Consider the following 26,811-nt stretch of genomic DNA (forward strand, 5'->3'; position numbering starts at 1 on the left):
CCCCATGCGTCTGGTTGCGGATCTGGGCGGCACCAATGTTCGGTTTGGTATGGTCTCGGGCGGGTCCCGACCCGACCACGTGGAACGGCTGCGCAATGATGACTTTGACAGTTTCTCGGATGCGCTGTCCCGGTACTGGGCCGGGACAGGGCTGCCGCATCTGGATGAGGTTGCGATCGCCATCGCCGGCCCGGTCATCGGAGACAGAGCGCGGCTGACCAACCGCGACTGGACCATCGACGCGCACCGGATCAGCGACGAATTGGGCGGTCCGCGGATCAGGCTTCTGAACGATCTCAACGCGCTGGGTTACGCGGTGCCGCACCTCACTGGCGAAGACGTGGAATTGCTGACACCGGATTGCCCGGCCGACACAGACGTCAGGCAGGCGCTGGTCGCAGGAATCGGCACCGGCTTCAATGTCAGCCCGGTTCTGAATACCGGCACATCGATCTTTTGCCCGGTGTCCGAGGCCGGTCACACAATGCTGCCTGCCGATATCGCGGATCGCCTGAAAGCGGATTTCCCGGACCTGCCAGACATGCCGACGGTCGAGCATTGTTTTTCGGGCCGCGGCTTTGCACTGTTGCGGGGGAAGTGGGAGGAACGGTCAGATTATCCCTCATTTCTCAACTACTACGCGGAACTGATGGGTCTGCTCTGCCGCAATCTGTTGCTGGGATTCATGCCCATGTCCGGCATCTATTTCGCCGGAGGCGTTGCCCGCGAGGTTCTGCAATCCCCCGCACGGGCAAGATTTGCGCAGGTGTTCAACAGCCCGTTCGATCTGTCAGACAACCTGAAAGCACCCGCATACCTGATTGTGGACGACACCGCCGCGCTGCGGGGATGCGCAGCGGTTCATATCTGAGCGAACTCAGCCGATATTGTTCAGGTCCTTGATCAGCTGGTTCAGATTGCCCTTGCGCGCATCCAGCAGGGCACCGATCTCGGTCCGTTCGGTCAACAGCATGTTCACACCTTCGATGAACATGTTGTAGAACTTGTCCTTGCCCGATTTGTCCGACACCAGGAACGTCACCTCGAACGGTGCCTCGCCCCGCAGCTTGACGCTGCTGCGTACTTCGTATCCGGCCTTGATCTTGCGGGCGTTCTTGACGGTTACTTCACCGCCGATGAATTCGCGGAACCGGCGACCGTATTTACGCGCGATGTAACCCTGAAACGCTTTGGTGAACTGGCGGATTTGCGACGAACTTGCGGTACGTGCATCAGGCCCCAGCGCATAGCGGGCCATGATCGGCACATCGGCGTATTGCGAGAAGATCTTTTCGAAATCCCGCAGCATGGCCTTTTCCGATTTGCCCGAGTCGATTACCCGGTTGATGTCGGCAACCACGCTGTTGACCAGTTGCTTGGCGCCGTCCTCGGTCAGGGCCAAGGCAGGCAGGGGAAGCGCGGCAAGGCCCAGGCCCGCGACTGCGGTGGCGACAAATGTGCGGCGGTCAATCGGGTTATTCAGCATAAGGGTCCTCGTAGGGGTCTAGGTAGGGGTCCCTGACAGGGTCGGTGCCGGTATCGGCATAGGGATCGGTGTAAAGCCCTAGATAGGCGTCTTCGTCGTCTCTTGCCAGTTCGAACCGGCGGTTTTGCAGATAGATCAGGCGCGCCTGCGCGTAACTGTCTGCGCTGCCATACAGAATTGAATCGACCGTATCCGAGAATCGACCCCGGTCGCCCATGCGGCGCACCACCTCGGCATAAAGTCCCAGATTGTCCACCGGGCGCGTCGGCGCGAAATCAATGGGGTTGGTGAACAGGTTGACCACAACGCCGACCGCGTCGCGGGTTGTCGATGGCCCGTAAAGGGGCAGCTCGACATATGCGCCTTCGCCAAAGCCCCAGGCGTGCAGCGTTTCGCCAAAATCGGTATCGACCTGCGGGATTTCGAAATCGCTTGCCGGATCGGCGAGTCCGGCAAAGCCGACAGTCGAGTTGATCGTGAACCGCAACAACGCGATGCCCATCTCTTTGGGCTTACCCTGCAGTAGATAGTCGACCGCCTGACCGGGCAACGAGATATTCTCGGCGAAATGGTTGAAACTGGTCACCATCGGTTCGGGGATGATCCGGACATACCCTTTCGAGGCAGGGCGGAAAAAGAACCTGTCGACGCCAAGATTGAATTTGTGGATGGACCGGTTGGTTTTTTCGTAGGGGTCGAAAATCTCACCGCGTGCCACTTCGTCGGCGGGTGCTTTGGCGCAGGCCGACAGCGCCGTAACCGCGGCCAGAACGAATAGATGTTTCAAACGGGCTCTGCTCAACACGGTTCTTCGCTACTCCACGACATCCGGTGACAACGGGCCGGACGGTTCATTTCAAATTGGCCTCGGAATCAAAACGATTTACGGCTTTTGGGGTGACATAATCGTTTCGCGGCGGATTTGGAACCGCCAAGCGTGTAACCCGCATTCACGTTCGGCGTAAAGTGACCGCAGTTCAACAGCCGTAAATGAGAGGAGTTGCGCGCAAATTTGCGTTCGGTCGGAAAAAGCGGGCCAAGGTGCCGGATTTGCGCTTTCCGAAATCTTCGATCCCGATTAGCGTCCGCGGGATTCGAACAGGGTGAGGAAAAATCATGAGCTTTGCAGCAAATCTCGAAAAACTGGGCGTCAACCTGCCCGACGCACCGGCACCTGCCGCCAACTATGTGCCCTTTGTGAAGATGGGCAACATCGTCTACGTGTCCGGTCAGATTTCCAAGGATGACGACCTGATCACCGGCAAGCTGGGCGACGATATGGACACCGAAGCGGGCGCAGCAGCGGCCAGAGTGTGCGCCATCAATCTGCTGGCTCAGGTCAAGGCGGCGTGTGATGGCGATATCGATCGTCTGGTGCGGGTGGTCAAGCTGACCGGTTTCGTCAATTCGACCGCTGATTTCACGCAACAGCCGCAGGTCATCAACGGCGCATCCGACTTTCTGGTCGAGGCGCTGGGCGATGCAGGTCGTCACTCGCGTTCGGCGGTCAGTGCCGCGTCGCTGCCGCTGGGTGTCGCGGTCGAGATCGAAGGCATCTTCGAGATTCGATGACTCCGGCCCTGCCAGCGTCTTTTTTGCAGCGCCCGATCGCGCATCGGGGGTTGCATGACACCGCCAAAACCCGCCCGGAAAACAGCCGGGCGGCCATTCAGGCTGCCATTGATGCAGGGTATGGCATTGAAATCGACTTGCAAATGTCGGCGGACGGGCGGGCGCTGGTGTTCCACGACTATGACCTTGGCCGCCTGACGGATAAATCCGGACCCGTGCGGCAAAGATCTGCCGCCGAGGCCGCCGAAATCCGGCTTTTGTATTCCGACGCCGAAGGCATCCCGACGCTGGATGAAATCCTGGCTCTGGTTGCCGGAAAAACACCGCTGCTGATTGAACTCAAGGATCAGGACGGCGCGATGGGCACCGATACCGGTCCGCTCGAACAGGATACAATTCGGGCGCTGGCGGGCTATGATGGCCCGGTCGCCCTGATGTCGTTCAACCCCCACAGCGTGGCCGAACTGGCGCGCCTGGCACCGCACCTGCCGCGCGGCATCGTCACCAGTTCCTACGATCAAAGCGAATGGCCGCTGTCGCAGGAAACCTGCGATCACCTGCGCGACATCCCAGATTTCGACAGGGTCGGTGCCAGCTTCATCAGCCACGAAGTACCCGACCTCAGCCGTCCCCGCGTGGCCGAACTCAAGGCGCGGGGGGTGCCGGTCCTGTGCTGGACCGTCCGCTCGTCCGGAGAGGAGGTTCAGGCCCGCAAAGTTGCCGACAATGTGACCTTCGAGAATTATCTGGCAGCGCATTCGACTTGATCCCGGCCTGCACTGTCACAGATAGTGGTCGGGTGCGGAGGGCAGATGGATCAGGCACAAATCGAAGTTCGCGTTCTGGGTTCGCTCTCGCAGATTGCAGAGGCGGAATGGGACAGTTGCGCCTGCCCCGAGGCGGAACAGGGCGGTCGCCCGCTGGACCCGTTCACGACGCACCGGTTCCTGTCGGCGCTGGAAGACAGTGGATCGGTCGGGCCGGGTACCGGCTGGCAGCCGCAATATCTGACCGCTTATCTGGACGGGATGCTGATCGGCGCCGCACCGATGTATGCCAAGTCACACAGTCAGGGCGAATATATCTTCGATCACAACTGGGCGCATGCCTATGAAGGCGCAGGGGGGCGGTATTATCCGAAGCTCCAGATCGCGGTCCCGTTCACCCCCGCAACCGGGCGTCGGTTTCTGGTGCGCCCCGGATATGAGGGGATCGGGATGTCGGCGCTGGTGCAGGGCGCGGTGCAACTGGCCGCAGATAACGAGGTATCGTCGCTGCACGCCACCTTCTGCACACAATCCGAGGCCGAAGCCGGTGAGCAGATGGGGCTGCTGCTCAGAACCACGCAGCAATTTCACTGGCTGAACGACGAATACGCTGATTTTGAAGGGTTTCTTGCCGCTCTGTCTTCCCGCAAGCGAAAGAACATACGCAAGGAACGGGCGCAGGCCTGTGAATTTGGCGGCAATATCTACACCCTGACCGGCAACGACCTGCAGCCCGAGCATTGGGATGCGTTCTGGCGCTTTTATCAGGATACCGGATCGCGCAAGTGGGGCTCACCCTATCTGACGCGCCAATTCTTTGATATCGCACAGGAAACCATGGCCGATGACATGGCTTTGGTTCTGGCCGAACGCAATGGATATCCGATCGCGGGGGCGCTGAACTTCATCGGTCGTCAGACGCTCTTTGGTCGTTATTGGGGCTGTGTCGAACATCACCCCTGTCTTCATTTCGAACTGTGCTATTATAGGGCAATCGATTTTGCCATTGCCCATGGCCTCGCCCGGGTAGAAGCCGGCGCGCAGGGTGAACACAAACTGGCGCGCGGTTATCTGCCGACGCCGACGCACAGTCTTCACTGGATCGGAAATCCGGGGTTTTCTGATGCGGTCGCCAAATATCTGGATGCCGAGGCCCGCGCAGTGGGAGAAGAGATCGAAATCCTGACGGAATACGGCCCGTTCAGGAAATCGAACCCGGAGGAACAGCAATGACCGAACTATTGTCCAACGAGACCCGCGGACCTCTGCTGGACCCGCTGTTCAAGAATGGCTGGACCATGGCCGACGGCCGCGACGCAATCACCAAGACCTTCATCTTCGAAAACTTCGTCGAAGCGTTCGGATGGATGACACGCGTGGCGATTTGGGCGGAAAAATGGGACCATCACCCGGAATGGTCGAACGTGTACCGCACGGTCGAGGTTACCCTGTCCACCCATGATGTCGGCGGGCTGTCGGCACTGGATGCCAAGCTTGCGCGCAAGATGGATGCCCTGACGTAATTCAGGTGCCTGTGCGCCTGAGATGAGCCAGCGCAAAGGCGCTGGCCCGGTCCTGTTTAAGCGTTTCGGTTTTAACCTGAGACACGAATACCCTGTCACGCCTACAGCGTTCTCGGGCCATTCGTGTAGCAGAATGTTTCAGGTAATACCCGAAACGCTTTAGTCCAGCTGTCCGTTGCCGTCCTGATCTGCCGCCGAAAAATCGTCGGCCATCTGCGCGCCGAATTCACCCCGCGTGACCTGATTGTCGCCGTTCTTATCCATCTTGCTGAAATGATCGATGGTAAAATGAGGGCGCGTTTCATCGGCTACAAGCGTGCCGTTCTTGTCCTCGTCCATGGCCTGAAAGGCATAGTCGGAAAAGGCGTCGAACTCTTCCTTGGACAAAAAGCCGTCATTGTTCTTGTCAATGGCGTCCAGATGCGCCTGATTGAGTTCCGCTACATCCGCCAGCGCGACGGATGCGGTCATGGCTGAAACAGCCGCAAAAAACAAACCGAATTTCATTTCGCTGCCTCCCTTAACACGCGTAACGCTGGCCGGACACGGCACCGGCACCGGCACCCGCGGCGGTCAGAATTGCCTGACCGGACCCGCCACCAAATTGATTCCCGATGGCCCCACCAATCAATGCGCCGCCCAGACTGCCGCTGAGGCAGGCGATTTCATGCTGCCGTGCGGCCTGAGCCTGCGGCGTCGGCGCGGGGCCACAGGCGGACAGCGCACCCGCAGCGATCAGCGCCACTCCTAAAATCCTCAATTTCATCAGCATTCTCCCCTGATTGCACAGTGATTATTCCTGTATATGGGGATTGCAGCAAGTGGTTCATATTAAATCTGAATTAAACCGGCAGGATATGGCCCCGGCGAATGCCGGGGCCAGCGCTGTCACATTTTGTCCAGCAAACCTTCACCCGCCGAAATTTCACAGGCGCCGGGGTTTTCTTCCAGGTTCAGCGCCACGATTTTCCCGTCCTCAACCAGCATGGCATAGCGTTTCGACCTTGCGATCAGACCGGCGGGCGGGGCATCGAAATCCATGCCGATCGCCTTGGTAAACTCGGACCCGGCGTCGGCCAGCATGGTCAGGCCCGCCGCGGCCGCACCCGTGGCCTCGCCCCAGGCGTTCATCACGAAGGGGTCGTTGACCGAAACGCAGATGATCTCGTCCACGCCTTTTGCGTCGAATTGCGCCTTTGTGCGGATAAAGCTGGGCACATGCGCCGAATGGCAGGTTGGTGTGAATGCACCGGGTACGGCAAAAATCACCACCTTGCGACCGGCGGTCTTGGCCGACATCTGCACCTGTTCCGGTCCTTCCGCGCCAATCTGTGTCAGCGTTGCATCAGGCAATGTATCTCCGGCTGAAATCATTTCCCTCTCCCTCAATGTTGGATTTGCGAGTCAGTCCTCTCCGGCATATAGGTGTCGGGGTGGATGTGACCACGGTTTTTCGACTGGGCAGGAGGATTATGAGCCATATTGTCGTGATCGGTGCAGGGCAGGCGGGGGCGTCTCTGGTTGCAAGGCTGCGCAAAGACGGATTTGACGGGGATATCACTCTGATCGGGGCCGAGCCGCATCCGCCCTATCAGCGCCCGCCGCTGTCCAAGGCTTATCTGCTGGGCGAGATGGAGCTTGAACGCCTCTTTCTGCGTCCCGAAAGCTTTTATGACGAGCAGAACATAACCCTGCGTCTTGGCGAACGTGTAAGCGCCATCGATCCGCAGGCCAAAACCGTCTCAATCGGGGATGATGTTCTGTCCTATGACCATCTGGCCCTGACCACCGGCTCCGACCCGCGTCGCCTGCCTGCCGCGATCGGCGGTGACCTAGAAGGCGTGCATGTGGTGCGCGATCTGGCCCATGTGGACAGCATGGGCCCTTGGGTGACCGAGGGCGCGAAGGCGCTGATCGTCGGCGGCGGCTATATCGGGCTCGAGGCTGCGGCGGTCTGCGCCAAGCGCGGGGTCAAGGTGACGCTGGTGGAAATGGCAGACCGTATTCTGCAACGTGTCGCGGCACCTGAAACAAGCGATTACTTCCGCGCACTGCACACCGGCTATGGCGCTGATATCCGCGAGGGCGTGGGCCTGGACCGGCTTGTCGGTGAGAACGGCAAGGTGACGGGCGCGATCCTCAGCGACGGAACTGAACTGGACGTGGATTTTGTCGTTGTCGGTGTGGGCATTGCTCCATCGACGCAACTGGCCGAGATGGCGGGGCTTGAATTGGACAACGGCATCAGGACCGACGCGCAAGGCCGCACCTCGGACCCGTCGATCTGGGCTGCGGGCGATTGCGCCTCATTCCCGCACCGGGGCGAGCGTATTCGTCTGGAAAGCGTGCCCAACGCCATCGATCAGGCCGAGATCGTGGCCCAGAACATTCTGGGCGCGGACAAGGATTACACCGCGAAGCCATGGTTCTGGTCGGATCAGTACGACGTCAAACTGCAGATCGCAGGCCTGAACACCGGCTATGACCGCGTCGTGACCCGCGAGGGCGAAGGGCAGACGGTTTCCTTCTGGTACTACAAGGGCGACCAGCTGATTGCGGTTGATGCGATGAACGATCCGCGTGCCTATATGGTGGGCAAGCGCCTGATCGAACTGGGCAAAACCGCCGATCCTGCGGTGGTGGCCGATCCCGCTGCCGATCTGAAGCCGCTGCTCAAGGCGTGAGGATCATCGCCGGAGCATTCCGGGGCCGCGCTCTGGCCTCGGTCGGCAAGGGGGATGCAGGTGCACACCTGCGTCCCACCACGGACAGGGTGCGCGAAAGCCTGTTCAATGTTCTGACCCATCAGATCGACTTTGAAGGGCTGCACGTGCTGGACCTGTTCGCAGGGACCGGCGCACTGGGGCTTGAGGCTCTGTCGCGCGGTGCAACTCATGTGACCTTCGTTGATGACGGACGCGCCGCGCAGGGCCTGATCCGCAAGAATATCGACCTGACCCGCAGCGCCGCCCAAACTGACCTGATCCGGCGTGATGCAACCCGCCTTGGCGCCAATCCGGGCGCGCCCTGCGATCTCATCTTTCTGGATCCGCCCTATGGCAAGGGGCTGGGCCAAAAGGCGCTGGCCGCTGCGGTCACCGGGGGATGGGTGGCGGCGAACGCCCTTGTGGTATGGGAAGAAAACGCCCCCATGTCAGCGCCCGAAGGTTTCGATCTGCACGACAGCCGGAAATACGGCGACACGCATATCTCATTGATGTGGCGGGATGTTTCAGACTGAAACGATCCAAGCGCCATTGCGCCGACCGGAAGATTGCAAGCCGTGTGACCTTCTGCCAAACCGCGTATGGCGGACAGGAGGTGTAAATGCACGATCTGGTAATCTTCGACTGCGACGGCGTTCTGGTTGATAGCGAGGTTCTTTCAAATCAGGTCATGACCGAAAGCCTTGCCCGCTATGGTCTGAACCTGTCTCTGGCAGAGTGCATGTCATTGTTCGTGGGCTCGACGATGACCAGGGTGCAGGACACGGCGCGGGCCATGGGGGCTGATCTTCCGGGAAATTGGATCGAAGAGGTTTATGATGAAACCTACGCCCGCCTGCGCGATGGCGTGCCCCTGATCAAAGGCATCCCCGAGGTGCTGGCACATCTGGACGATCACGGCGTTCCGTATTGCGTCGCCTCGAACGGCAGTCCGGACAAGATGCAGATCACACTGGGGCAAAACAATCTTTGGGACCGGTTCCAGAACCGGATGTTCTCGGCCCATGTTCTGGGCGTTGGAAAACCCGATCCAACCCTGTTTCTGACAGCTGCGCAGCAATTCGGGGCCGCGTCATCAGTTGTCATCGAAGACAGCGCCAGCGGCGTTCGGGCCGCGATGGCGGCGGGGATGCGTTGCCTCGGTTACGCCGAGCATGACGATGGCGCAAAGCTCGGCGAATTAGGGGCCGAAGTCTTTCACGACATGGCCGAGGTTCCTGCGCTTTTGGGACTTTGATCCGAACGTGCTAGATTAGCGCCCATGGATCAGACATGGACGCCCCGGATGTGGGCACTCAATCAGGATGCCGACATCAAAACGGGCCCCGAGCCAACGCCGCTCCGCGCGCCCGTTTTCATTCATGACGCGGTGACGCCATGGGGCAGAGACACGATGCTTCTGAAGCTCCTGCGGGAACAGAGCAGTGATCAGGATGAATAGGTCGGGTGGAACTTGCCGCCGGGCGACAGGGTAAAGATCTCGACCCCATCCGCGGTAACGCCTACCGAATGTTCGAACTGCGCCGACAGCGACTTGTCACGGGTCACGGCGGTCCAGTCATCGGCCAGTGTTTTGGTTTCGGGGCGGCCAAGGTTTACCATCGGTTCGATGGTAAAGAACATGCCCTCTTCCAGCTTTGCACCCGTACCCGGGCGGCCATAGTGCAGCACATTCGGCGGCGCGTGGAATACACGTCCCAGACCATGCCCGCAGAAATCACGCACAACGCTCATCCGGTGTGATTCGACGTAAGACTGAATGGCGTGGCCGATATCACCGAAGGTGTTGCCCGGCTTGACCATCTCGATGCCCTTGAATAGCGCGTCATGGGTCACCTGAATCAACCGCTCGGCCTTGCGCGGCAGCTTGCCCGCCACATACATCCGGGACGTGTCACCAAACCAGCCATCGACGATCACGGTCACGTCGACGTTCAGGATATCGCCGTCCTTGAGCTTTTTGTCGCCCGGAATTCCGTGACAAACCACATGGTTGACCGAGATGCAGCTGGCGTGCTGATAGCCCTTGTAGCCTATCGTTGCCGATTTCGCGCCTGCATCTTCGACCATCTGCGTGATGATGCGGTCGATCTCGGCCGTGCTCTGGCCGGGAAAGACATGCTCGGCAATTTCGTCGAGTATCCGCGCCGCCAAGGCGCCTGCCGCGTGCATCCCGGCAAAATCACCTTGTTCATAGATGCGAATACCGTCCTTGGTCAGACGTCCACGATGTTCTTTCATCAACGCGGGGCTCCAAAATGTTGCGCAGCATCCTTTTTACGCTGCTTGCGCAGAAAGTACCAGAGGGTGTGGGTTTGTGGGTCCTATCTGTTAGACATGAATGGTTTTTTGAATAAGAGAGATCAAAGGGCAGAAATATCAACTGTACGATCTGTGGTTTTTGATGTGAAGAGACGTCAAAACGCGTTCCACGCCCAGATAGGTAAGCTGATATTCACGTTGCCAGAGTACCTCGCTACGCTTGAGAAAATCCGCAAATACTGCCGAAAATCCGGGGAAGACCATTATCAACTACTGGTTATGAAACCTGACCCTGACACGAGGGCTTCATTTCAAACAATCAGACTTTGGGGATTGCGACAGAACCCAAAAAGACAATAGCTACTCGGTTCGCCAATCATCAATACATTCCAAAATGAACGACTTGCACGCATCCGTCTGTTCCCGAAATCGTGTTCTGTTGTGGACATACAGATAGACCTGCCTTTTATCCGGCAGGTCGGAAACAGAACGAAACGCTATGGTTTCCGGCATAAACCGTGAAACGGTTTGGGGCAGTATCGTGACCCATTTTCCGGTTTTGACCAAAGCAATCAACGAGTGTGTGTTGTGGAGAGTTATCGCCGCGCCCTCCATTGCGCTCACGAAGGCTGGGGTTTGGATATTATCGCTCAGAGCGTTCCGCACGAACGGCGCGGCAACCACATCCTCAATTGTCGGAGGGGCAGCCTGCGTGATCAGAGGATGATCCGCCGCACATACTAGTCCGAACCGATCCTCAAACAGAGGGATCGCTTCAACGCCGTTGATCGGGTGGTGACCGGACGCGATCCCGATATCGGCCTCTCCTTCCGCAAGCGCATCCAGAACGCGCTGCGTGTCGGTATCGCGTATCTCGACTTTCAGATTGGGATACCGGGCTGCCAAGATGTCAAGAACGGCCGGAAAGATCAGCGCCCCGACTGACGGGACCGATACGATCCGAACCAGGCCGTGCTCGGTCCTTGCGGCTTCTCCGATGCTGTTTATGGTGTGTTCGAATTGGCGCACCTGTTTCAGTGCCAATTTAAACACTTCCTCTCCCAGCACCGTTAGCCGGTTCTTACGCTCGCCTTCGAACAACGGCTTTCCGATGTGCTGTTCCAACTGCTTCAGTGACATTGAAACAGCGGATTGTGTGCGGCCAAGCCGTTCTGCTGCTTCGGCAAGGTTTCCGGTTTGCGCCACGATGCAGAAGCAGCGCAGCATTTCGATCTTGATCGCCATACTTCAATTCTCCTGAAGTTCGGTCAATTTATTTGAATTTGACTGATGCGGTCAAAAAAATCCATCTTTCTGTAATCCGAATTTCTGTTGGTGGGATCCAAAGTGACCAAATTGAACTTGATTGCAGGCGAGTGGCTGGCTGGCGAAAGCGAGATTGAAAACCGCAACCCGTCGGATTTGAGCGATCTGGTGGGCATGTTTGCCCAGGCCAGTGCCGATCAGCTGGACGCAACGCTGGATCAGGCCCGCATCGCACAGGCCGAATGGGCATCCTATGGGCTGGAGCGTAAACAAGCCGTGCTCATGAACATCGGCAATGAGTTGATGGCGCGCGCCGAGGAACTGGGCACATTGCTCAGCCGCGAAGAGGGCAAACCGCTTGCGGAAGGCAAGGGCGAGGTTTTCCGCGCCGGTCAGTTCTTTACCTACTATGCCGCTGAATGCTTGCGCCAAATCGGTGAGAACGCTGATTCCGTGCGCCCTGACATCGAGGTCGACGTGCGACGTGAGGCGGTTGGCGTTGTCGCGATCATCAGTCCATGGAACTTCCCTACTGCGACCGCCTCGTGGAAGATTGCGCCCGCGCTATGTTATGGCAACGCGGTTGTGTGGAAGCCTGCTAACATCACGCCTGCCTCGGCTGTGGCGCTGACCGAAATCATCGAACGTCAGGATATTCCCAAGGGCCTATTCAGCCTCGTGATGGGCTCGGGGCGTTCAATCGGGCAGCGACTGGTCGAAAGCCCCAAGGTCAATGCAATTTCCTTCACCGGCTCCGTACCAGTGGGCAAGGGTATCGCCGCTGCCGCCATTCAGAACCTGACCAAGGTCCAGATGGAGATGGGCTCCAAGAACGCTCTGGCCGTTATGGATGACGCCGATCTGGATCTGGCGGTCACCTTGGCACTGGGTGGAGCTTTTGGCGGTACAGGCCAGAAATGCACGGCCTCGTCGCGCATTGTTGTTCATGAGAGTATCCACGATGCCTTTGTCGAGAAGCTGGTCGCGGGTGCGCAGGCGATGAAAGTGGGACATGCGTTGGAAGACGGTACCCAGATGGGACCTGTCGTCAGCCTGCAGCAACTGTCTGAGAACCTCGCCTATGTCGATCTGGGCAAATCCGAAGGTGCAGAGCTTGCTTGCGGCGGCCAGCGGCTGGAGATGCCGCATGACGGGTTCTACATGTCTCCCGGCGTGTTCCTGAACACCACCAACGATATGCGCATCAACCGCGAGGAAATGTTTGCGCCCCTGACCAGCGTCATCAAGGTCGGCAGCTATGACGAGGCGCTGAGCGTGGTCAATGACACCAACTTTGGTCTGACCTCGGGCATTGTGACCAAGTCGCTGGCCCGCGCCACCCATTTCCGCCGAAACGCGCGCACGGGTGTTGTCACTGTGAACCTGCCCACCGCTGGCACCGACTATCACGTGCCCTTCGGCGGCCGTGGTGACAGTTCCTATGGCCCGCGCGAGCAGGGCAAGGCAGCGGCCGAGTTCTACACCACCGTCAAAACCGCCTATATCAGCGCAGGCCCTGTCTGATGCTGATCGATGGCCTGCAATATGCCAACTGGTCGGAAAAGATCTTCCGCCAACTGCGCGAAGGGGGCGTGGATGCGATCCACGTCACCATCGCCTATCATGAAAATTTCCGCGAAACCGTTCTGAACTTTGAGAAATGGAATCGCTGGTTCGAGCAATATCCGGACCTGATCATGAAAGGCCGCTGGGCCAGCGACATTGATTTAGCAAAGGAAACGGGCCGGACGGCTGTATTCTTCGGGTTCCAGAACCCGTCTCCGATAGAGGACGATATCGGTCTGGTCGAAATCCTGCACGATCTGGGTGCGCGGTTCATGCAGCTGACGTACAACAACCAGTCCCTACTGGCGACCGGCTGTTACGAGGCCGAAGACACCGGCATCACCCGCATGGGCAAGCAGGTCATCAAGGAAATGAACCGCGTCGGGCTTGTGGTCGACATGAGCCATTCGGCAGACCGCTCGACCATCGAGGCGGCTGAAATTTCCGAACGTCCCATCGCCATCACGCACGCCAACCCGCACGAATGGTCTCCCGCGCTGCGCAACAAGCGCGAGGATGTGATCCGCGCGGTGACACAAAACGGCGGTATGTTTGGCTTTTCGGTCTACCCGCATCACCTGAAGGGCAAATCTGACTGCGCGCTGGAAAGCTTCTGCGAGATGATCGCCCGTACGGCCGACAAATATGGGGTAAAGCACCTGGGGATTGGTACGGACCTGTGTCAGGATCAATCAGACAGCGTGGTCGAATGGATGCGGGTTGGGCGCTGGACGAAAGAGATTGACTATGGCGAAGGCTCGGCCTCGGCGCCTGGCTTCCCTCCGATGCCCCACTGGTTCCGCGACAATCGCGACTTTGGCAACATCAAAGACGGGCTTTGCGCCGTTGGCATGAACGCCGAAGAGGTGGCGGGCATCATGGGTGGCAACTGGTATCGTTTCTTCGCCGAAAACTTTGGATCGCAACAGCCATGACCACCACGCCCCAAAATGTTGAACGTCGTGAGCCTGCCCGGGTGATGCGCCTTTCGCGTCTTGGGTCTTTGCATCAATGTCGGCTCAGCTTCATGCGCCAGCTCACCCGCCGCATGGCGGCTGAGAAATGGGTCTTTTCCCGCCCCGTTTTTGATATTGACGCTAACGGTGTGGGCCACGCGGTATATTCCGCGCAAGGACCCGATCGCACCTATTCACTGGTCGCCTTCGCCCATGACCTGCCGCCCGAGCAACGTTCGGATCGTGTGATAGCCGAGGCCTGGGATGCCACCTTCGCCTTGTTCGACGGTGTTCCCACTAAGGACGATATTCAACGTCTGTCGCAGAATGTACCGCTGCAAGAGGCCGGTCGGGTCAGCGAAAGCGAGTTGTCGCTGTCGCGTGCCAACCGCTCGGTTCGGTTGTGGGCCCATGTGGTGGACCGGCTGGCTGCGGGTCAGCAACCGGACCTCGCACAGATCTACAAGGTTGGGTATCTGATGCGCACCACCGCGGTTTACGGATCAGGCAAGTTCGGCGCGGCAGACCGGGAAAAAATCGCCGACCGTCCCGAGGTCAGCGGCCCGTTTCAGGCCGAGATGCTCTCGGTCTATCTGACCCGGATATTCGTACGTGATCTGGTGCAGCACATGGCAAAGGCCAAGGGCGGTGCACAGACTGCGCAGCTTGACCCGAATATCGCCCGCTGGCTGGGGATCGGCAACTCGACCGGGCTGGGCATGGCACCCTTCATCGTCAATCACCCGATCCTGTTCAACAATTGGATCATGGCACGCGAAGAGGCCATCGCCCGCGTTCGGTCTGTTGAGACCGCAACGGACGCCGAAGTGACCATGTTCCGCGAGGTATTCGAGCGTAGCAAATTGTCGATCTCGTGGTGGCTGTCTGAGCACCCGATCCAGATCGAAAAGCTTACCGCCCTGAGTGCTGATCTGGACGCGATAACCGCGCATCTCGATCAGACAGATCTGACGAGAATCCAGCCCTGGGAACACCTGATCCAATGGTCTCAGACCGCCCTTGGCGAAGAAGGGCAAGAGTTGCTGGCCTCTCTGATCCTTGAACCATATGGCGAGTTGGTGGACGGGTTGAGCAGTTGCATGGCGGATGGCAACAGCGCGGCCTTTGCAATCGACGGTGCAATGCCGGTCAACCAGGTGCGCGAGCTGATCCGCACGAGCTTTGGCTGGGCGCTGGACCTGGATTGGAACGCAGCCGAACATTGCGCGCGTGCCTGGTATGTTTCCGAAGAAAAGCTTGAACCTCGCCTGGGGGAACGGTTCGACGAACCAATCGCGGACTATGAACAACCTCTTGCTCCGGCACGCGATGCGGCGCGTGCGTTTGACGTGCTGGACAAATGGTCGGGCGAAGCCCCGGTCGCAGAATTCCTGCTGCGCCACCCGGAACATCGCCACACGGTGCGCCGCGCGCAGATGAGCCGCGTCGCTCCGTATGGTGAAATCCGGGACAATACGATTGGCGCAGAGGTGATGCCCATCGACATGCTACGCGCCAAACTCTCGTTTTTCGGCGCCACCCATTTCGATCCGCGCTCAGACCGCTGGGTTCGCATCTGTATGTATGCAGGCGCGCCATATCCCGAAGAGCTGAGCCCGGACAATGCCGATCTGTGGGTCTATCCGGAGCTTGCGCAATGAACTTTTCCCTTAACGAAGTCGAAGCCACCGCCAAACGCGCAACGCGCGGTGCAGGCTATGACTGGGGTGTGGCGGAAGAGGCCGGGAAGGCGACGCGCTGGCTCTGTGCACAGGGTCTTGACGGGGCGGCCGAATTAGCACGCGTGTTGGAGCGCGAGTTTGCCAGCAATTTGGGTGAACACGTCCCTAAACATATGGAACCCGACTGGGCCGGGGGTATGGACTTGTGTCCGCTGATGACCGGGGCGCTGCTGTCGGATTGCTCGCATTTTCTGCATTCCGGCCCGAACCGGATCAGAAATTTGGCCACGCCTGCTGTATTGCTGCCATTTGCGGCTCAAGCCGCACGTCGCCAATCCGCAATTGTTACCGTCATAGCGGGCGATTTCTTCGCAGCGACTGACGGGACGCAACTGGTACTGAAAAACGAGTGCCCCGCCCACGCAAGCGTAATCGAGATTGCAATGGGTGATACCCTGACCAATCCGCGCGCGCAAAAAACCCGCGCGATGCCCGATCCGGCGGCATGGAACATGCTTAACCGCTTTGCACACCGCACCTACGCCCCGGCAACGGAAGAATCCCGTTTGCTCGGTGCTGGTGCCGGGCTTTCCGACAACGACTGAAAAGAGACTGCCATGATCCAAACCCGCACCCTGTCACTTGCTGAAATCGAAGAGCTGTCTTTCCGGGCACTGGTCGCTGCGGGCACAAGCGAGGAAAACGCGCGACCTCTGGCGGTCGCAACCGCCGCGACCGAGGCAGACGGGGTTGCCAGCCATGGCCTGGCCTATATCCCGATCTACTGTGAGCATGTTCAATGCGGCAAGGTCGATGGGCAGGCCCAGCCGGTTCTGGCAAAGCCACGCCCCGGTGTTATCACTGTCGATGCTGCCACCGGGTTTGCGCATGCAGCCATTGAGGCCGGGTTCAAAGCGCTGATCCCAGCTGCCCGCACGCAGGGGATTGCGACGCTGGCGATCCGCAACAGTTATAATTGCGGAGTTTTGGGGTATCACACTCACCGGCTGGCGCAGGCAGGGTTGGTCGGTCTGGGCTTCACCAACGCTCCGGCTTCAATTGCACCTTCGGGAGGCTCTAAGCCGGTGGTTGGGACCAATCCGTTCTCGATCGCCGCTCCAGGCACTGATGGGCAACCCGCACTGCTGATCGACCAGAGCGCTAGCACCATCGCAAAAAGCGAAGTCATGAAACATGCCCGGGAAGGCAAGTCGATCCCGGTTGGCTGGGCGCTGGATCCCGATGGCCACCCCACCACCGACCCGAATATCGGGCTCAAGGGATCGATGGCCCCTTCGGGGGGCTACAAAGGTGTCGGCGTGGCTTTGCTGACCGAGGTTTTGGCCGCGGCGCTAACCGGCGCCACGCTTGGAATTCACGCCTCACCCTTTTCGGGAACGGCTGGAGGCCCTCCTAAGACGGGTCAGTTCTTTATCGCGATTGACGCATCAGCGACTGCAGGTGACGTTTTTTCGACCAGAATTGCCGATCTTGTTGAAGCGATCCGATTTCAGGACGGCGCACATTTGCCCGGTGACGGTCGCCGGGCAAAGCGTTTGGCGGCAAATTCTGAAGGTGTAGCCGTCAATGTGGCAACGCTGGAAAAAATTGAGGCCCTGCTCTCCTAGGGCCCGAATGGTGAAGTTCCGGGACACCTGCAAAAATTTTTCTGGACACCAGGACACGTGCGAACAGGGAGGAAACACATGTCAATGAAGGATCCGTTTACCGATCTGGAGATCAAGCGATCTTCGGGCGGTTTCTATGAAGGTCACAGCGTCGAAATTGCCTTGCTCAGCAAGTCGATCATGGTTGCGCTGGTCATCTGGGCACTGGTCTGGCCTGCAAACGCAAATGGAGTTCTGGGAAGCCTGAACTCGCGCCTGCTGGAAGACTTCAACGCCTTCTATATCATCATCGTCGGCTTCTTTGCCTTTTTCCTGTTTGTCGTGGCTGCGCTGCCGCAAACTGGTAAACGACTCATGGGGCCGGAAGGTGAAAAACCGGAATTTTCGGATTTCTCGTGGTTTTCTATGATGTTCGGCGCCGGTCTGGGTGTCGGTCTGATGGTATTTGCCACCGCCGAGCCTCTGGGCCTTTGGGGTTCAAATCCGGTTGTGATCGCCGAGCAGGTTGTTGGTAATACCGAAGAGGCACTGCAGTCCGGGTATCGGTACACCTTCCTGCACTACGGGTTTCATGCCTGGGCGATCTATGTCGTGACTGGCTTGTCGCTGGCCTACTATGCATACACGCGTAACATGCCCCTGACGATCCGCACTGCGCTGACACCTTTGTTTGGCAAGTTGATGAACGGTTTTCTTGGCCACGTCGTAGACGTTCTGGGTGTTGTTGCAACAATCCTGGGTGTCTCGGTAACGATCGGTTTTGGCGTTTCGCAGTTCATCGACGGGCTTTATGCAATTACCGGCATGGGATGGATCATGGATCTGAACGGTGAAGTTCCGACCCCAAGCACAGTTGGTCTGTTGGCGGGTCTGATCGTCATCATGGGCCTGTCGATCATATCGGCTGTTTCGGGCGTTGGTCGTGGTGTTAAGTACCTGTCGAACCTGAATCTGGTGCTATCCCTGATCCTGCTGCTGGTCTTTGTCGTATTCGGTTCGTTCCTGTTTGCGATGACCACCTATGCAACAGCGTTCATCGACTACATCCTGCATTTCATCTCGCTCAGTTTTGGCGCGTTCAACCCGCAGTCAGCGGCAGCATTTGATGCAGCGTTGCCAAGCGAAGCCGCCCCATTTGCCGATGCCCTGTACAGCGGTGCAACCAACCCCTGGGGTTCGTTTGACGGGTTCAAATCAGGACTTGAAGGCGACGCCGCAGCCCTGCCTGAATCCGTTCTCGCTTCGGTCTATGCCGCTGGTGACCCGGGTCGTCAGTTTGGTTGGCAGGCAGGTTGGACCACGTTCTACTGGGCATGGTGGATCGCGTTCTCGCCCTTCGTGGGCCTGTTCCTGGCGCGGATTTCCAAAGGGCGTTCGGTTCGTGAGTTCATCGTTGGCTGTGTATTCGCACCAGCGCTGGTCTGCTTTGCATGGATGACCATTCTGGGTGGCACCGCGATCGATCTTGAACTGAACGGCACGGCCGAGGGCGCCATCATCGGTGCGTCGAACACCGCCAAGCTGTTCGTCACCCTGCAAGAAATGATCTCGGGCGGGTTGCTGTCGGGTATAACAGTGATGTGTGTTGTCCTGATCATGACCTTCCTGGTCACATCGGCTGACTCGGGCATTCTGGTGATGAACACCATCATGTCGGGTGGCGATCAGAACATCGGCAACAAGCACAAGATCATCTGGGGTCTGATCCTGACAGCGGTGATCGGTGCTCTGATTTTGGCGGCAGGCGAGAACAATCCAATGGATGCCCTGCGGAACGCGATGATCATCGGCGCACTGCCCTTCACGATGGTCATGGGTCTGATGTGCGTAGCACTCGCCAAGGCCCTTTACCGCGACGGCTTACGCCAGAAACAGACGGCCCCGGCTGAGTAAGCAATATTCCGGGCAGCTGAACCAAGGCTGCCCGGATTTCCGCCCAACGGGTTTTGTTCTTGAAATTCGTGACGTTCTTTTTGACGCTCAAGCTGGACGCGGAGCGGTGTGCCTCGAGATAGGTCGCGTCGATCATGTACGTCTTCTCTTCACCCCGCTCACCTACCCCCGCACGGGCAGCCGGTCACGCACCAGTGCCTGCCAAAATCCGGCGCCGATGGGCAGGATCTCATCATTGAAATCGTAATCACTGGCATGCAGCGGCTGGCCGTGCGCTCCGGTTTCCCCGTTGCCCAGCAACAGAAAACACCCCGGAACTGCGGCGCTGAAATGGGCGAAATCTTCGGAAAAGCTCATCGGTTGCCGGTCCGGGATCGTCTCCAGCCCTTCGGCACGGGCGGCGCGGGTCACGGCCTGCACCGGGCCTTCGGCGTTGATCGTTTCGATGAACTCTGTGTTGTAGGAAACGTCGACGGTCACGCCATGCGCTGCCGCCACACCTGACGCGATCTGGCGCATGAAGCCTTCGATGTTTTCCCGGTCTTCCGGACTGCGGGCGCGGACGTCACCTTTGAGCGTTGCGGTTCCCGGCAGCACGTTGCGCTGTCCGTCGGTCAGAAACTCGGTGACCGAAACCACCGCCCCCGCCCCAGGGGGCAGCTTGCGTGACACGATTGTCTGCAGCGCCTGAACCAGTTCCGCCCCGATGGTGATGGCGTCGCGCCCGGCCTGCGGCATCGAAGCATGGCCGCCCTGACCCCTGACCGTGATCTCGAACAGACTTTCCGACGAACAGATCAGCCCGGTCCGCGTCGAGACCTGCCCGACAGGTGCACCGGGAAGGTTGTGGATGGCATAGACCTCATCCACCGGAAAGCGCTCCAGCACCCCCTCGTCGATCATCGCGCGTGCGCCCAGACCGTGTTCCTCATTCGGCTGGAACAGGAAAATCACCGTGCCGTCAAAATCCGGATCGGCGGCCAGTGCTTTGGCGGCGCCCAAAAGCATGGTCATGTGGCCGTCATGCCCGCAGGCATGCATGACGCCGGGTGTCTCTGACGGGTAATCGTGCTGGCTGGTCTCATGGATCGGCAGGGCGTCCATATCCGCGCGCAATCCGATTGCCCGGTTGCCTGTTCCCGCCCGCAATACACCCACGACACCGACGCCTTCGTGAACCTCCAGCCCCAGATCGCGCAGAATTTCCGCCACTCTGGCCCTTGTGCGGTTTTCCTGAAACCCGAGTTCGGGAAAGCGGTGAAATTCATGCCTGAGTGCGATGAGTTCGGATTGATCAGGTGCCAAGAGTTTCTCCTCGATAGCTAAACAGCCAATGATGCGACCTTAGCGAAACGCACGCCACGGGCAATCACAGATCGATCAGGGTCATACGGGCCGCAGCGCGTCGGCAAGCCAGACCCCTTCGGGCGAGATCCGCGTCCCGTATACCAGCCGCTCGACCCCCTGCGCCTGCGCGGCGTCGAACGCTGCCGCATATGCCGGGTCGATATCCGCAGCCAGCGTGAACCTGTCGCAATCGGTGCGCTGCAACAGATACAGCATGATGGCCCGGTGCCCCTGCGCCACCATGGCTGCCAGCTCTCCCAGATGTTTGGTGCCGCGTGCGGTGACGCTGTCGGGAAATTCGGCAAGACCCGTCTGGCGCGACAGAGTCACGCTTTTGACCTCGACATAGGCGTCGGGCAATCCCGGCCCGCTCAGCAGAAAGTCGATGCGGCTTTTCTCGCCGTATTTCACCTCGGGTCGCACGGTTTCATACGCGGCCAGTTCGGCAATCTCTCTGGCCTCCAGCGCCGCCCGCAGCGCCCTGTTCGGTACCGAAGTATCGACCCCGGTGAAATGTCCGTTTTCATGATCGACCAGCCGCCACCCGTATTTCAGCTTTTTCTTCGGGTCGTCATTAGGCTCCAGCCAGATTTTCATCCCCGGCTCAGCCAGCCCCATCATGGAACCGGGATTGGCGCAATGGGCCGTCACCTCGCGCCCGTCTTCAAGGCGGCAGTCGGCCAGAAAGCGTTTATAGCGGCGGATCAGGCGGGCGGGAACAAGAGGGGTTTCAAAGCGCATGTCCAAGCGCCTATACCTGCACACAAGTTCGTTCAAGAGGAGAGGGTGCCATGGCCAATCCAACCGCCGCAATGCTGGTGATCGGAGATGAGATTCTGTCGGGCCGCACCCGTGATGCCAATATGCACTTTCTGGCAGGCGAACTGACCAAACACGGCGTCGACCTCAAGGAAGTGCGTATCGTCAGCGACGAAGCGGACGCCATCGAAAGATCGGTCCGGGACCTGTCCGAAGGGTTCGATCACGTCTTTACCAGCGGCGGTATCGGCCCCACCCATGACGACATCACCGCCGACTGTATCGCCCGCGCATTCGGCGCCCGGCTGGATGTCCGCGACGATGCCCGCGCGTTGCTTGAGGCGCATTATGAAAAGACCGGGCTGGAACTGAACGAGGCGCGCCTGCGCATGGCGCGTATCCCGGACGGGGCGGTGCTGATCGAAAACCCGGTCTCGACCGCGCCGGGCTTTACCATCGAAAACGTCCATGTGATGGCCGGGGTTCCAACGGTTTTTCAAGCGATGGTGGCCAGCGTGCTGTCAACCCTGACCGGTGGCGTGCCGCTATTGTCGCAATCCCTCAGGGTGGATCGTGGCGAAGGGGATATTGCGCCGACACTGTCAGCTCTGGCCGAGGATTTCGATGATCTGTCCATCGGCTGCTATCCCTTTCAGGTTAACGGCGTATTCGGGGCGAATGTGGTCATCCGCGGCACTGATGGCGGGCGCATAGACGCTGCTGTGACCCGGCTGGCGAAGGAGCTTGAGCTTTGAGCGTCAACTGGGCCGACGTGGTCGACGGAACATGGCCTGCAGCGGATTATGAAACGCTTGGTCCGTTTTTGCTACGCCAGGGGCAGGGCGGCGGGTCGCGCGTGTCGGCGGCCAGCCCGACAGGCACCTTTACAGCCTCCGATATCGCCGCCGCCGAAGCGAGGATGCAGGCAATGGACCAGAAGCGGATTTTCTGCCTGCGCCCGGGGGATGAGGAACTGGACGCGCAACTGGCGGACCGCGGTTATGACATCCTCGATCCGGTCAACATATACGCCTGCCCGGTCGAACATCTGACCGATATAGCCATTCCCCGCGTTACCGTGTTCCCGTTATGGGAACCGCTGGCGATCATGCGCGAGATCTGGCAGCAGGGTGGCATAGGACCTGCGCGGCTGGCGGTGATGGACCGCGCACCCGGCCCGAAAACCGGACTGCTGATGCGTCACCGCGATCAGCCCGGCGGCGCCGGGTTTGTCGCCATCCATGACGGCATCGCCATGGTGCACGCACTGGAAGTCCTTCCGCATCAGCGCCGTCAGGGCCTTGGCCAGTGGGCCATGCGTGCCGCGGCCTTTTGGGCGCTGGACAACGGCGCTCATACCCTTAGCGTGATCTGTACAAAGGCGAATGAAGGGGCGAACCGCCTCTACCTCTCTCTCGGAATGCCGGTCGTGGGAGAATATCATTACCGCCAGCTTGTCTGAGGGGAGAGAGACAGACGTGACCGATCAGAAACAGCCCATGGCGCTGAACCTGCCTATGGCGGACCCGCTGCCGCCCGAGACGCAGAAATACTTTGATATCTGTGTCGAAAAACTGGGCATGGTGCCGAACGTGCTTAAGGCAAACGCGTTCGATATCAACAAGTTGAACGCATTCACCGGAATGTATAATGACCTGATGCTCGCCGATAGCGGGCTGTCCAAGCTGGAACGCGAGATGATCGCCGTCGTCGTGTCCTCAATCAACAAATGCTTTTACTGCCTTGTGGCGCATGGGGCCGCTGTCCGGCAATTGTCCGGCAATCCGCAACTGGGCGAGATGCTGGTGATGAACTACCGTGTGGCACCTCTGGATCAGCGCCAGCGCGCGATGCTGGATTTTGCGGCCAAGATGACCACCGCAAGCGCCGAGATCGAGGAACCCGACCGCCAGCGCCTGCGCGACGCGGGTTTCTCTGACCGAGACATCTGGGACATCGCCAATGTTGCCGGGTTCTTCAACATGTCCAACCGCGTGGCCAGCGCCATCGCGATGGAACCGAACGAAGAATATCACGCCCTGTTCAGATGATCCTTCGCCTCATCCTCTGCGCCGCTTTTGCGGCGGGACCGGCCCTGTCCCAGGAACTGACCTTGCCCGCCAGCGCCAGACAACTGTCGGATCGTGTCAGTGAACTGGACAGCTATGACCTGCCGACGGGCGTGTTCGCCAATGGTGCCGTGCCGTCGAAAACGGTCGAAGGCCGGGTCGAGCGTCGAACCTGGGGCATCCAGTCCGGCTCAGCTACGACATTGCAGATACTGGCCCCGCTGCGTGACCAGATTGAGGCGCAGGGATACAAGATCACGATGGAGTGCGAGGCGCAGAAATGTGGCGGTTTCGATTTCCGCTTCGGAACCGAGGTGGTGCCGACCCCGGACATGTACGTGGCCATTCACGACTATCGCTTTCTGACAGCCGAACGCGACGGCACCGTCTTCAGCCTGTTGATCAGCCGCAACCCACCCGACGGGTTCATTCAGCTGATCCGTGTCACACCAGCAGATGTCAAAACCGAACCGCCGCTGGTGGTTGTCGAAGCGGCCTCGGGTCCGGAACCCGTGCTGGACGATCTGGAACGCGACGGCCATGTCATCTTGAACGATCTGGAATTTCAGACCGGCTCGTCCGCGCTGGGCGCAGGGCCGTTTGCCTCGCTGAAATCCCTTGCAGATTTCCTGACCGACAATCCTGAGATGCGTCTGGCGCTGGTCGGGCATACGGACGACACCGGCGCGCTTCAAAGCAACATTGCCCTCAGCAAGAAACGGGCTGAGGCGGTGCGTGATCGTCTGATCTCGGCCTACAGCGTGGCGGGCGACCGGATCGAGGCGCAGGGCGTCGGGTATCTTGCGCCATTGACGTCGAACCTGACGCCCGAAGGCCGCGACCGCAACCGCCGGGTTGAGGCCGTGTTGCTGGCAAACTGAACCGCGCTCAACCGGCCGTGTTTTGCGCGGGCTTTGGAATCCTGTCATGTTGCGGCAGGAGGAAATGCCATGCCGGACTCTTCGAAAAAATCAGCTGCCCTGATCGTTGGTGCGGGGGCGGGTCTGTCAGCTTCGCTTGCGCGCGAGCTTGCGCAGGCGGGTTACGCCCTGCATCTGACCGCTCGTGATACGTCGGACCTGCAGGCCCTTGCGGATGAAGCCGGTGCGCAGTTGCACCAACTGGATGCCACAGATGCCGCAGGCATGGCTGCCCTGATTGCAGGATTGCCCGGCGAACTTCGCGTCGCCTGCTACAATCCGTCGGCGCGCCAACGCGGCCCGGTCATCGAGCTTGATCCCGAAACCGTGCGCAAATCGGTCGAAGTCACGGCTTACGGCGCATTTGTGACAGGGCAGGCAGCCGCCCGGCGCATGCTGGCGCAGGATCTATCCCCTGACCGGCGGGGCACGATCCTGTTCACTGGCGCTTCGGCAGGCGTTAAGGGGTTTCCGCTGTCGGCCCCCTTTGCGATGGGTAAGTTCGCCCAACGGGGACTGGCGCAATCCATGGCCCGCGAACTGCATCCCAAGGGGATACACGTCGCCTGGATCAACATCGACGGTGGCATTCGCAACCCCAACCGCGCTGGCCGCATCGACAGCGCCGACAACCCCGACAGCATGCTAGACCCGGATGCAATAGCGCGGGAATACATGCACCTGATCAATCAGGATCGCACGACATGGTCGAATGAACTGACGCTCAGGCCATGGGTCGAAAACTTCTGATCGCGACAAAAAAAACCCACGCCAGAGGCGTGGGTGTCTAAGGTGGTCTGGGAGAAATTACCAGTCCATCGGTCCCTTTTCCGCATAGGAATCGACGAGAAAATCAATAAAGGCCCGTACCTTGGGCTGCGTGAAGCGCCCCGGCGGATAGACCGCATAGATGCCCTGTATCTCGTCCGGCAGCGACGGCATTGCGTCGACGACTTCGCCGCTTTTCAGCGCGTCGGCATAGAGATAACTGGGCAGATAGGCGATTCCCAACCCCGATATTGCGGCGTTGAGAAGCGACTGACCGTCATTCACACTCAGCCACCCGGCAGTGCGAACTTGCCTTTTTTCCCCTGAAGGTGCGGTCAGCTTCCAGACATTGCCCGAAGACTGGCTGGAATAATGCAAAAGCTTGTGTTCGTTCAGTTCGTCGATGCGCTGGGGGCGGCCATACCGTTCGATATAGCTGGGCGCCGCGACCATCCGCTTGACGGTTTCCGTGAGTTTGCGCGCGCGCAGGGTGCTGTCTTCCAGCTCGCCAATGCGGATGGCGACGTCAAACCCTTCCGAGATCAGTTCGACAAAACGGTTGTTCAGGACCATGTTGACCGTGATGTCGGGAAAGTCGGACAGGAACTGTGACAGAACCGGCGACAGGTGATTGACGCCGAAATCGGTGGCCACACTGATCCGCAACAGCCCCGAAGGTGCCGATTGCATCGACGTGACCAGCGCATCCGCTTCGCCCGCGTCGTTCAGAACCCGCCGTGCGCGGTCATAATAGGCCAGCCCGATCTCGGTCGGCGACACGCGTCGCGTCGTGCGGTTCAACAGGCGGGCACCCAATCGCGCCTCAAGGCTTGAGACGTGTTTGGAAACGGCCGATTTGGAAATACCCATCTTTTTGGCCGCATCGGTGAAGCCACCCTGATCCACCACGTTGGCAAAGGCTTCCATTTCGGTGAGTCGGTCCATACTCGCGTCCCCAAGGTGTTGTTTGTCGTACCGTACATTCGCTGCAAATCTGGGCGAGAACGGGGCAGACATGGGATAATATCAGGGATTTAGTTGGGATCGTTTGCGTGTCGGAAACGCGGAAACAATGATTAAGCGGCCCCTCACGGGCCTTTTAAGTCTGCGTGAACTGGACATTTTCCCTTACGTGCTATCCTGAGAATGGCATTTTTGTGACCAGGGAGGATATCATGAAGGCCTTTATCGCGACTGTTTCCGTCTGTTTGTTAGCAAGCTTTGCGCATGCCGGGGGGGAAACGCCGTCCAACCCCGATGCCAAGGTCTATTTCGTCAATCTGGCTGACGGTGATACCGTGACCGCACCGGTTACCATAGTGTTCGGGCTCAGCGGCATGGGCGTCGCACCGTCCGGGACCGAGGCGGAAAATACCGGCCATCATCATCTTCTGATCGACCGCCCGCCTCTTGGCGAGGGTGAGGACGGCGCCGACGAGCTGTCCTATGGCCTGCCGGCAGACGACAACCACCTGCATTTCGGCGGCGGTCAGACAGAGGTCACGATCGACCTCGCGCCGGGCGAGCATACGCTGCAACTGGTGCTGGGTGATTACGGTCACGTCCCCCATTCCACCCCCATCGTTTCCGATGTGATAACGATCAAGGTGGAATAACCATC

Annotated in this window: 31 protein-coding genes and 1 pseudogene; 21 read left to right on the top strand and 11 right to left on the bottom strand. The window is 59.3% G+C overall.

The window, feature by feature from the left end; genetic code table 11:
- The first annotated feature begins 4 nt into the window (after positions 1-4).
- The gene (locus ACR0NA_RS20280; RefSeq protein ID WP_480732158.1) at positions 5-871 is read left to right on the top strand and encodes a glucokinase; all 867 of its coding nucleotides are present in this window, start codon (positions 5-7) and stop codon (positions 869-871) included.
- 6 nt (positions 872-877) lie between these two features.
- Here the strand turns inward: ACR0NA_RS20280 and ACR0NA_RS20285 are convergent, their stop codons facing one another.
- Both ACR0NA_RS20285 and ACR0NA_RS20290 read right to left on the bottom strand, forming a co-directional pair.
- Positions 878-1,486: a Tgt2/MlaC family protein gene (locus tag ACR0NA_RS20285; RefSeq protein ID WP_170656306.1), complete on the bottom strand. Its 609-nt coding sequence runs from the start codon at positions 1,484-1,486 to the stop codon at positions 878-880.
- The gene (locus ACR0NA_RS20290) at positions 1,476-2,273 is read right to left on the bottom strand and encodes an MlaA family lipoprotein (RefSeq protein ID WP_480732160.1); all 798 of its coding nucleotides are present in this window, start codon (positions 2,271-2,273) and stop codon (positions 1,476-1,478) included. The genes ACR0NA_RS20285 and ACR0NA_RS20290 overlap by 11 nt, the downstream gene beginning before the upstream one ends.
- 329 nt (positions 2,274-2,602) lie before the next feature.
- On the opposite strand from ACR0NA_RS20290, the gene ACR0NA_RS20295 reads away from it, so the two are divergent.
- Genes ACR0NA_RS20295 through ACR0NA_RS20310 form a run of 4 tightly spaced genes read left to right on the top strand, consistent with a single transcriptional unit; the run spans position 2,603 to position 5,348 of the window.
- Positions 2,603-3,058, top strand: coding sequence for a RidA family protein (locus ACR0NA_RS20295; RefSeq protein ID WP_480732162.1), 456 nt, complete (start codon positions 2,603-2,605; stop codon positions 3,056-3,058).
- The gene (locus ACR0NA_RS20300) at positions 3,055-3,825 is read left to right on the top strand and encodes a glycerophosphodiester phosphodiesterase family protein (RefSeq protein WP_480732164.1); all 771 of its coding nucleotides are present in this window, start codon (positions 3,055-3,057) and stop codon (positions 3,823-3,825) included. The genes ACR0NA_RS20295 and ACR0NA_RS20300 overlap by 4 nt, the downstream gene beginning before the upstream one ends.
- A gap of 45 nt (positions 3,826-3,870) precedes the next feature.
- Complete coding sequence (locus tag ACR0NA_RS20305; protein WP_480732166.1) at positions 3,871-5,058, top strand: GNAT family N-acetyltransferase; 1,188 nt, start codon at positions 3,871-3,873, stop codon at positions 5,056-5,058.
- Positions 5,055-5,348 carry a 4a-hydroxytetrahydrobiopterin dehydratase gene (locus ACR0NA_RS20310; RefSeq protein ID WP_170656296.1) on the top strand — a complete coding sequence of 98 codons (294 nt, stop codon included), beginning with the start codon at positions 5,055-5,057 and terminating at the stop codon, positions 5,346-5,348. Before ACR0NA_RS20305 ends, ACR0NA_RS20310 begins: the two co-directional genes overlap by 4 nt.
- A gap of 159 nt (positions 5,349-5,507) precedes the next feature.
- On the opposite strand, the gene ACR0NA_RS20315 is transcribed toward ACR0NA_RS20310, so the two are convergent.
- The 3 genes from ACR0NA_RS20315 to ACR0NA_RS20325 all read right to left on the bottom strand — a co-directional run bounded on the left by ACR0NA_RS20315 (position 5,508) and on the right by ACR0NA_RS20325 (position 6,722).
- Positions 5,508-5,855 carry an EF-hand domain-containing protein gene (locus ACR0NA_RS20315; RefSeq protein ID WP_480732167.1) on the bottom strand — a complete coding sequence of 116 codons (348 nt, stop codon included), beginning with the start codon at positions 5,853-5,855 and terminating at the stop codon, positions 5,508-5,510.
- A gap of 13 nt (positions 5,856-5,868) precedes the next feature.
- The gene (locus ACR0NA_RS20320) at positions 5,869-6,114 is read right to left on the bottom strand and encodes a hypothetical protein (protein WP_170656291.1); all 246 of its coding nucleotides are present in this window, start codon (positions 6,112-6,114) and stop codon (positions 5,869-5,871) included.
- Between the two features lie 122 nt (positions 6,115-6,236).
- On the bottom strand, positions 6,237-6,722 hold the full coding sequence (locus ACR0NA_RS20325) for a redoxin family protein (protein ID WP_480452912.1): 486 nt from the start codon (positions 6,720-6,722) through the stop codon (positions 6,237-6,239).
- Between the two features lie 98 nt (positions 6,723-6,820).
- Here ACR0NA_RS20325 and ACR0NA_RS20330 point away from each other — a divergent pair, with 98 nt between their 5' ends.
- From ACR0NA_RS20330 to ACR0NA_RS20345, 4 genes are all read left to right on the top strand, one after another.
- Positions 6,821-8,032, top strand: a complete 1,212-nt coding sequence (locus ACR0NA_RS20330; RefSeq protein ID WP_480732168.1) for an NAD(P)/FAD-dependent oxidoreductase — start codon at positions 6,821-6,823, stop codon at positions 8,030-8,032.
- A complete protein-coding gene (rsmD, locus tag ACR0NA_RS20335; protein ID WP_480732170.1) occupies positions 8,029-8,589 on the top strand; it encodes a 16S rRNA (guanine(966)-N(2))-methyltransferase RsmD in 561 nt (186 codons plus the stop codon). The genes ACR0NA_RS20330 and rsmD overlap by 4 nt, the downstream gene beginning before the upstream one ends.
- A gap of 86 nt (positions 8,590-8,675) precedes the next feature.
- Complete coding sequence (locus ACR0NA_RS20340) at positions 8,676-9,311, top strand: HAD family hydrolase (protein ID WP_480732173.1); 636 nt, start codon at positions 8,676-8,678, stop codon at positions 9,309-9,311.
- A 24-nt stretch (positions 9,312-9,335) separates the two neighbouring features.
- A complete protein-coding gene (locus ACR0NA_RS20345; RefSeq protein WP_170656281.1) occupies positions 9,336-9,515 on the top strand; it encodes a hypothetical protein in 180 nt (59 codons plus the stop codon).
- Here ACR0NA_RS20345 and map read toward each other — a convergent pair.
- Both map and ACR0NA_RS20355 read right to left on the bottom strand, forming a co-directional pair.
- Complete coding sequence (gene map, locus ACR0NA_RS20350; protein WP_480732175.1) at positions 9,503-10,315, bottom strand: type I methionyl aminopeptidase; 813 nt, start codon at positions 10,313-10,315, stop codon at positions 9,503-9,505. The genes ACR0NA_RS20345 and map overlap by 13 nt on opposite strands.
- A 381-nt stretch (positions 10,316-10,696) precedes the next feature.
- Positions 10,697-11,581, bottom strand: a complete 885-nt coding sequence (locus ACR0NA_RS20355) for a LysR family transcriptional regulator (protein WP_480732177.1) — start codon at positions 11,579-11,581, stop codon at positions 10,697-10,699.
- A 102-nt stretch (positions 11,582-11,683) separates the two neighbouring features.
- Here ACR0NA_RS20355 and ACR0NA_RS20360 point away from each other — a divergent pair, with 102 nt between their 5' ends.
- The 6 genes from ACR0NA_RS20360 (at position 11,684) to ACR0NA_RS20385 (ending at position 19,327) form a co-directional block, all read left to right on the top strand.
- On the top strand, positions 11,684-13,126 hold the full coding sequence (locus tag ACR0NA_RS20360; RefSeq protein WP_480732179.1) for an aldehyde dehydrogenase family protein: 1,443 nt from the start codon (positions 11,684-11,686) through the stop codon (positions 13,124-13,126).
- The gene (locus ACR0NA_RS20365) at positions 13,126-14,103 is read left to right on the top strand and encodes a membrane dipeptidase (protein ID WP_480732181.1); all 978 of its coding nucleotides are present in this window, start codon (positions 13,126-13,128) and stop codon (positions 14,101-14,103) included. The genes ACR0NA_RS20360 and ACR0NA_RS20365 overlap by 1 nt, the downstream gene beginning before the upstream one ends.
- On the top strand, positions 14,100-15,785 hold the full coding sequence (locus ACR0NA_RS20370) for a hypothetical protein (protein ID WP_480732183.1): 1,686 nt from the start codon (positions 14,100-14,102) through the stop codon (positions 15,783-15,785). Before ACR0NA_RS20365 ends, ACR0NA_RS20370 begins: the two co-directional genes overlap by 4 nt.
- A complete protein-coding gene (locus ACR0NA_RS20375) occupies positions 15,782-16,411 on the top strand; it encodes a DUF3726 domain-containing protein (RefSeq protein WP_480732185.1) in 630 nt (209 codons plus the stop codon). The genes ACR0NA_RS20370 and ACR0NA_RS20375 overlap by 4 nt, the downstream gene beginning before the upstream one ends.
- A 12-nt stretch (positions 16,412-16,423) precedes the next feature.
- The gene (locus ACR0NA_RS20380; RefSeq protein ID WP_480732187.1) at positions 16,424-17,434 is read left to right on the top strand and encodes an Ldh family oxidoreductase; all 1,011 of its coding nucleotides are present in this window, start codon (positions 16,424-16,426) and stop codon (positions 17,432-17,434) included.
- A gap of 78 nt (positions 17,435-17,512) precedes the next feature.
- Entirely contained in the window at positions 17,513-19,327 is a 1,815-nt protein-coding gene (locus ACR0NA_RS20385) for a BCCT family transporter (protein WP_480732189.1), read from the top strand.
- Positions 19,328-19,403: 76 nt separating this feature from the next.
- Here the strand turns inward: ACR0NA_RS20385 and ACR0NA_RS20390 are convergent.
- The 3 genes and pseudogenes from ACR0NA_RS20390 to sfsA form a co-directional block, all read right to left on the bottom strand.
- Positions 19,404-19,487 (bottom strand): annotated as a pseudogene (locus tag ACR0NA_RS20390) (IS5/IS1182 family transposase); the annotation flags it as partial.
- Between the two features lie 2 nt (positions 19,488-19,489).
- On the bottom strand, positions 19,490-20,632 hold the full coding sequence (locus ACR0NA_RS20395; RefSeq protein ID WP_480732191.1) for an amidohydrolase: 1,143 nt from the start codon (positions 20,630-20,632) through the stop codon (positions 19,490-19,492).
- Between the two features lie 81 nt (positions 20,633-20,713).
- Positions 20,714-21,415: a DNA/RNA nuclease SfsA gene (sfsA, locus tag ACR0NA_RS20400; RefSeq protein ID WP_480732193.1), complete on the bottom strand. Its 702-nt coding sequence runs from the start codon at positions 21,413-21,415 to the stop codon at positions 20,714-20,716.
- 50 nt (positions 21,416-21,465) lie between these two features.
- Here sfsA and ACR0NA_RS20405 point away from each other — a divergent pair, with 50 nt between their 5' ends.
- From ACR0NA_RS20405 to ACR0NA_RS20425, 5 genes are all read left to right on the top strand, one after another.
- Positions 21,466-22,188, top strand: coding sequence for a competence/damage-inducible protein A (locus ACR0NA_RS20405; RefSeq protein ID WP_480732195.1), 723 nt, complete (start codon positions 21,466-21,468; stop codon positions 22,186-22,188).
- Positions 22,185-22,895 (top strand): GNAT family N-acetyltransferase, encoded by a 711-nt coding sequence (locus ACR0NA_RS20410; RefSeq protein WP_480732197.1) that lies wholly within the window; start codon positions 22,185-22,187, stop codon positions 22,893-22,895. The genes ACR0NA_RS20405 and ACR0NA_RS20410 overlap by 4 nt, the downstream gene beginning before the upstream one ends.
- Positions 22,896-22,911: 16 nt before the next feature.
- Entirely contained in the window at positions 22,912-23,484 is a 573-nt protein-coding gene (locus ACR0NA_RS20415) for a peroxidase-related enzyme (protein ID WP_480732199.1), read from the top strand.
- Complete coding sequence (locus ACR0NA_RS20420; RefSeq protein WP_480732201.1) at positions 23,481-24,383, top strand: OmpA family protein; 903 nt, start codon at positions 23,481-23,483, stop codon at positions 24,381-24,383. The genes ACR0NA_RS20415 and ACR0NA_RS20420 overlap by 4 nt, the downstream gene beginning before the upstream one ends.
- 69 nt (positions 24,384-24,452) lie before the next feature.
- Positions 24,453-25,172 carry an SDR family NAD(P)-dependent oxidoreductase gene (locus ACR0NA_RS20425; RefSeq protein WP_480732203.1) on the top strand — a complete coding sequence of 240 codons (720 nt, stop codon included), beginning with the start codon at positions 24,453-24,455 and terminating at the stop codon, positions 25,170-25,172.
- Between the two features lie 57 nt (positions 25,173-25,229).
- Here the strand turns inward: ACR0NA_RS20425 and ACR0NA_RS20430 are convergent, their stop codons facing one another.
- Positions 25,230-26,135, bottom strand: coding sequence for a LysR family transcriptional regulator (locus ACR0NA_RS20430; protein WP_170656185.1), 906 nt, complete (start codon positions 26,133-26,135; stop codon positions 25,230-25,232).
- A gap of 230 nt (positions 26,136-26,365) precedes the next feature.
- Here ACR0NA_RS20430 and ACR0NA_RS20435 point away from each other — a divergent pair, with 230 nt between their 5' ends.
- Complete coding sequence (locus tag ACR0NA_RS20435) at positions 26,366-26,806, top strand: DUF4399 domain-containing protein (protein ID WP_480732205.1); 441 nt, start codon at positions 26,366-26,368, stop codon at positions 26,804-26,806.
- Positions 26,807-26,811: the final 5 nt, after the last annotated feature.

This window comes from Ruegeria sp. C11 (assembly GCF_056537725.1).